At 71.3% G+C, this 4,829-nt stretch carries 5 protein-coding genes and 1 pseudogene; 1 reads left to right on the plus strand and 5 read right to left on the minus strand.

The genetic code is table 11. The features are described 5' to 3' along the window. The 5 genes from VFO68_RS34375 to VFO68_RS19935 all read right to left on the minus strand — a co-directional run. Positions 1-1,092, minus strand: a 1,092-nt coding sequence (locus VFO68_RS34375) for an SPFH domain-containing protein (protein ID WP_325159839.1), incomplete at its 3' end; no start/stop codon positions are given. 86 nt (positions 1,093-1,178) lie between these two features. After that, a complete protein-coding gene (locus VFO68_RS19920; protein ID WP_325159840.1) occupies positions 1,179-1,607 on the minus strand; it encodes an NfeD family protein in 429 nt (142 codons plus the stop codon). A 113-nt stretch (positions 1,608-1,720) separates the two neighbouring features. Continuing rightward, positions 1,721-2,533 (minus strand): DUF3097 domain-containing protein, encoded by an 813-nt coding sequence (locus tag VFO68_RS19925; protein ID WP_325159841.1) that lies wholly within the window; start codon positions 2,531-2,533, stop codon positions 1,721-1,723. A 63-nt stretch (positions 2,534-2,596) separates the two neighbouring features. Next, positions 2,597-3,391: an SCO1664 family protein gene (locus tag VFO68_RS19930; protein ID WP_325159842.1), complete on the minus strand. Its 795-nt coding sequence runs from the start codon at positions 3,389-3,391 to the stop codon at positions 2,597-2,599. A gap of 1 nt (position 3,392) precedes the next feature. Continuing rightward, positions 3,393-3,962 (minus strand): DUF3090 domain-containing protein, encoded by a 570-nt coding sequence (locus VFO68_RS19935; RefSeq protein WP_325159843.1) that lies wholly within the window; start codon positions 3,960-3,962, stop codon positions 3,393-3,395. Between the two features lie 117 nt (positions 3,963-4,079). On the opposite strand from VFO68_RS19935, the pseudogene VFO68_RS19940 reads away from it, so the two are divergent. After that, positions 4,080-4,829: pseudogene (locus VFO68_RS19940) on the plus strand (S9 family peptidase); the annotation flags it as partial.

The raw sequence follows: 4,829 nt of genomic DNA on the forward strand, positions 1-4,829 counted from the left end.
CTCCTTGCGTGCCACGGCTTCCGCGGCGGCGACGGCCTCGGCGACCTTCGGGTCCGGGGCGGTGTCGAACCAGTCGGCGACCGACGGGTCGTCCTCCTCCGGCTTCGGCCGCTCACCGGTGTCGGCGGGCGGTTCGTAGCGGAACACGCCGTCGTCGCCGGGCGCGCCGAGCATGCGGGCGAAACCCTCCAGCGCCTTGCCGTAGTCGGACGGGACCATCCAGACCTTGTTCGCGTCGCCCTGCGCCATCTGCGGAAGGGTCTGCAGGTACTGGTAGGCGAGCACCTCGGGGGTGGGCCGGGCCGCCTTGATCGCGTTGAACACCTTCTCGATCGCCTTGGCCTGACCCTGCGCCTGCAGGTACCGGGCGGCACGCTCGCCCTGGGCGCGCAGGATGCGGGACTGCCGCTCGCCCTCCGACGCCAGGATGGCGGCCTGCTTGGCGCCCTCCGCCGACAGGATCTGGCTCTGCTTCTGGCCTTCCGCGGTCTTGATCGCCGCCTCGCGGGAGCCCTCGGCGGTCAGGATCATGGCGCGCTTCTCCCGGTCCGCGCGCATCTGCTTCTCCATCGAGTCCTGAATGGACGGTGGCGGGTCGATCGCCTTGAGCTCCACCCGGGCGACCCGGATGCCCCACCGGCCGGTGGCCTCGTCCAACACCCCGCGCAGCTGCTGGTTGATCGAGTCACGCGAGGTGAGCGTCTCCTCCAGGCTCATGCCACCGACGACGTTGCGCAGTGTGGTGGTGGTGAGCTGCTCGACGCCGACGATGTAGTTGGAGATCTCGTACACCGCCGCCCGCGAGTCGGTCACCTGGAAGTAGACGACGGTGTCGATGGACACGGTCAGGTTGTCCTGGGTGATCACCGGCTGCGGCGGGAAGGACACCACCTGCTCGCGCAGGTCGATCCGGGCCCGGACCTTGTCCAGGAACGGCATCAGGAAGTTCAACCCGGGCTCGGCGACGGTGCGGAACCGGCCGAGTCGTTCGATCACGGCGGACTGCGCCTGCGGGATCACCAGGATCGACTTGACCACGATGATCGCTACCAGGAGCACACCGATGGCGACGACGATGACGAGGGCGGCCAATCTTTCCTCCACTCAGCGCTGGGCTGCAGACTCTACCCGGCGATGATCATCGCTCGAGCACGGCGGTGGGAGCGGTCCCGAACTGGTCAAACCGGTTCCGCCCAGACGATCGCGGTGGCCCCGGTGATCTCCATGACGGTGACCGAGGTGCCCGGCTCGATCACCTGCTTGTCGTCGAACGACCGGGCCGACCAGACCTCGCCGTTGAGCTTTACCTGGCCGCCCGAATCGTCCACTCGGGACAGTGCGGTGGCCTTTCCGCCGATCAGTGCCTGGACGTTGTCGGGCACGATCGCGCCGTGGAACCTCGCCTTGAACCACGGGCGGGCAAACGTGACCAGACCGATGGACGACACGGCGAACACGCCGAGGCTGATCAGCGTGTTGCCGAACAGCACCTCGGCCAGCGCCGCGGTGAGCGCGCCGATGCCGAGCATGAGCAGGAAGAAGTCACCGGAGAGGATCTCTGCTGCGACAAGGACGATTCCGCCGATCAACCAGATGAGCGCGGCCATGCTCGTTATGTTCTCAGAAAGTCACGCCGGATATGGAGATGGTTTCGGAAAGTGAACGCAACATGGTGAAGCCTCCGGGACTGTCGCTACCGATGGTGGTCAAATTCGGCTGGTCAGCCGCCGTCCGTGACGAAGTCGATCAGGCGTTCCACCGCGCCGATCAACGGTGTCTCCAGGTCGCGGAAGCTGCTCACCCCGGCGAGCACCCGCCGCCAGCCGTCGGCCGGCTCGCCCCAGCCCAGCGCCGCGCAGATCCCCTCTTTCCACGGTGTCCCGCGCGGTATCCGGGGCCAGCTCGCGATGCCGACCGCCGCCGGCCGCACCGCCTGCCAGACGTCCACGTAGGGATGGCCGGTGACCAGCACGTGCGGGTCGTCGAGTTGGCCGACCAGGCGCGCCTCCTTGCTGCCGGCGACCAGGTGGTCGACCAGCACGCCCAGCCGCCGGCCCGGACCGGTGCCGAACTCGGCCACCCGGGCGGTCAGCTCGTCGATCCCGTGCAGCGGCTCCACCACCACGCCCTCGACCCGCAGGTCGTGCCCCCACACGCGCTCCACCAACTCGGCGTCGTGGATCCCCTCGACCCACAGCCGGCTGTCCCGCGCGGTCCGGGCCCGCACGCCGGCCACCCGCACGGAGCCCGACGCGGACCGGGTCGGCCGCGCCGCGGGAGCGGTGGGCCGCACCAGCGTCACCGGACGCCCGTCGACCAGGAACCCGGCCGGGTTGAGCGGGAACAGCCGGTGCCGGCCTGCGCGGTCCTCCAGCACCACGTTGCCCTGCTCGAACCGCACCACCGCGCCGCAGAACCCGCTGCCCGGCTCCTCGACCACCAGGCCCGGCTCGGCCGGGATCGTGGGGATCTCGGCCGCCGGCCGACGCGAGCGACCGGCGAGCACGTCGCGGCCGTAGTTCTGGGAGCGCACGGCCGACAACGCTAGGCGAGCGGCGGCCCGGAGGCCGTCAGGACGCGCCGGAGAACCCCGTCCCTAGAACGCCGGCCAGGGAATGGCCCGCCAGTCCGCGCTCGGGGTGGGGAACACCGGGTCGGCCAGCAGGTCGGTCAGGCGGCGCTGCAGGGCCCGCAGTTCCGCCCTGGTCAGGTGCTCGGCCAGGGCGGAGCCCAGCGGGCCGCGCACCGCCGTGCGCAGCGTCCGCAACGCCTCGACCGCCTCGTCCGGCAGCCGCTCCCCCACCCAGCCCCACAGCACCGTGCGCAGCTTGGGCTCGGCGTGCAGGCAGATCCCGTGGTCCACGCCGTAGACCCGGCCGTCGGTGCCGTGCAGCACGTGGCCGCCCTTGCGGTCGGCGTTGTTCAGCACGATGTCGAGCGCGGCGAGCAGGCACACGTCCGGATGGTCGGAGTGGGTGAGCACGGCCGGGTCGCCGAACCGGTCCATGGCCCGCAGCACCCGCCGCCAGCCGGCCGGGACGTCCCGCGGCGCGACCACGTCGACCAGGTCGTCGCCGTCCTTGGTGTCCACCCAGAGCTGAACCATGCCGGGCCCGAACGGGCCGTCCCGGTACACCGTGGGCGGCACCAGGTGCAGGCCGGCGGCCTCGGACAGCAGATAGCTGGCCACCTCCCGGCCGGCCAGCGTGCCGTCCGGGAAGTCCCACAGCGCGCGTTCCCCGCTGACCGGCTTGTACACGCACTTGGCATCGACGCCCTCGGCGCTGATCCCGCAGAACAGGGTGGCGTTGGAGGCGTCGACCAACCGGCCTTCGATCTCGATCTTTCCGCAGGTGACCAGCTCGACGGCCGCGGGGTCGCTCGGCAACACCTCAGTCGGACTCTTCGGCGCGCCGGTACCCGTTTTGCCGAGGGCACACGTGTCCGTCCGGGTCGAGCGGCTCGGCACACAGCGGGCACGGCTTGCGGCCGGCCCGCACCACCCGGTCGGCCCGTTCGGCGAACGCGCGCGCTCTGGTCGGGGTAAGGAAAACCCGCACCGCGTCCGGCCCCTCCTCGGTGTCGTCCAGCACGACGGACTCGTCGACCTCCCCTTCGGTGACGGCGAGCAGTTCGATCACCACGGCGCGGGACTCGGAGTCCCAGCCCAGACCCATGGTGCCGACCCGGAACTCCTCCTCCAGCGGGATCTCCAGCGGGTCGCTGTCCACCTGGTCGTCCGGTACCTCGTCCGGCAGGTCCGCGCCGAACCGCCGGTGCACCTCCTCCAGCAGTGAGCCGATCCGCTCGGCGAGCACGGCCATCTGCTGTTTCTCCAGCGTCACGCTGATGGTCCGGGCGTGCTCCGAGGCCTGCAGGTAGAACGTGCGGTCGCCGGGTTGCCCGACCGTGCCGGCCACGAACCGGTCGGGTTGGCGAAAGATATGAATAACCCGTGCCATAACACCTCTGACCCTAGGGCAAACGGCGGCGTGGAGCAGGTCCGTTCCGCGTCCCCAGTTGCCGACTGTTTCAGCTGTGGGCGGACGGTGACCAGGCGAAGCCGTTAGGGTCGTCGCATGGTGAAGATCGCACCCTACGGAACCTGGATCTCGCCGGTGTCCGCCACCATCGCCGCCACCGCGCACCGGTCCCCGCAGTGGGTCGGCGCGCACGCGGGTTCGGTGTGGTGGACCGAGAGCCGGCCGGAGGAAGGCGGCCGGGTCACGCTGTTGCGCGGGGTTCCCGGCGGGCCTCCGGCCGAACTGCTCGGTGAGCCGTGGAACGTGCGCAACCGGGTGCACGAGTACGGCGGCCGCCCGTGGACCGGTCTGGACGCCGGGATCGCGTTCACCAACTGGGACGACCAGCGGGTCTATCTGGCCGACCCGGAGCGGGGCGCGCCGACCCCGCTGAGCCCGCGACCCGAGCGGCGGCACGGCCTGCGCTACGCCGACCTGACCGCCGGGCCGGACGGCACCCACGTGTGGTGCGTGCGCGAGACCGTCACCGGGGACCGGCCGACCGACATCCGGCGGGACCTGGTCGGCCTGCCCACCTCCGGTGCGGCGGCCACCGACCCGGACGCGGTGCGCGTGCTCGGCGCGAGCCACCACTTCATGACCGGCCCGAAGGTCAGCCCGGACGGCGGGCGCGCCGCCTGGATCGGCTGGGAGCATCCGCGGATGCCTTGGGACGGAACGGAGTTGTGCGTCGCCGAGATCGGGCCGGACGGGGTGTTCGGGCCGCACCGGGTGCTCGCGGGCGGGCCGGCGGAGAGCGTCTGCCAGGTCGAGTGGGACGGCTCGGAGTCGCTGCTCGCGCTGACC

This window comes from Actinophytocola sp., assembly GCF_035712165.1.
Lineage (GTDB): Bacteria > Actinomycetota > Actinomycetes > Mycobacteriales > Pseudonocardiaceae > DASYTH01.

Coding starts and splice junctions, on each gene's coding strand:
- VFO68_RS19920 (WP_325159840.1), bottom strand. CDS start 1,607: ATGGCCGCGCTCATCTGGTTGATCGGCGGAATCGTCCTTGTCGCAGCA.
- VFO68_RS19935 (WP_325159843.1), bottom strand. CDS start 3,962: ATGGCACGGGTTATTCATATCTTTCGCCAACCCGACCGGTTCGTGGCC.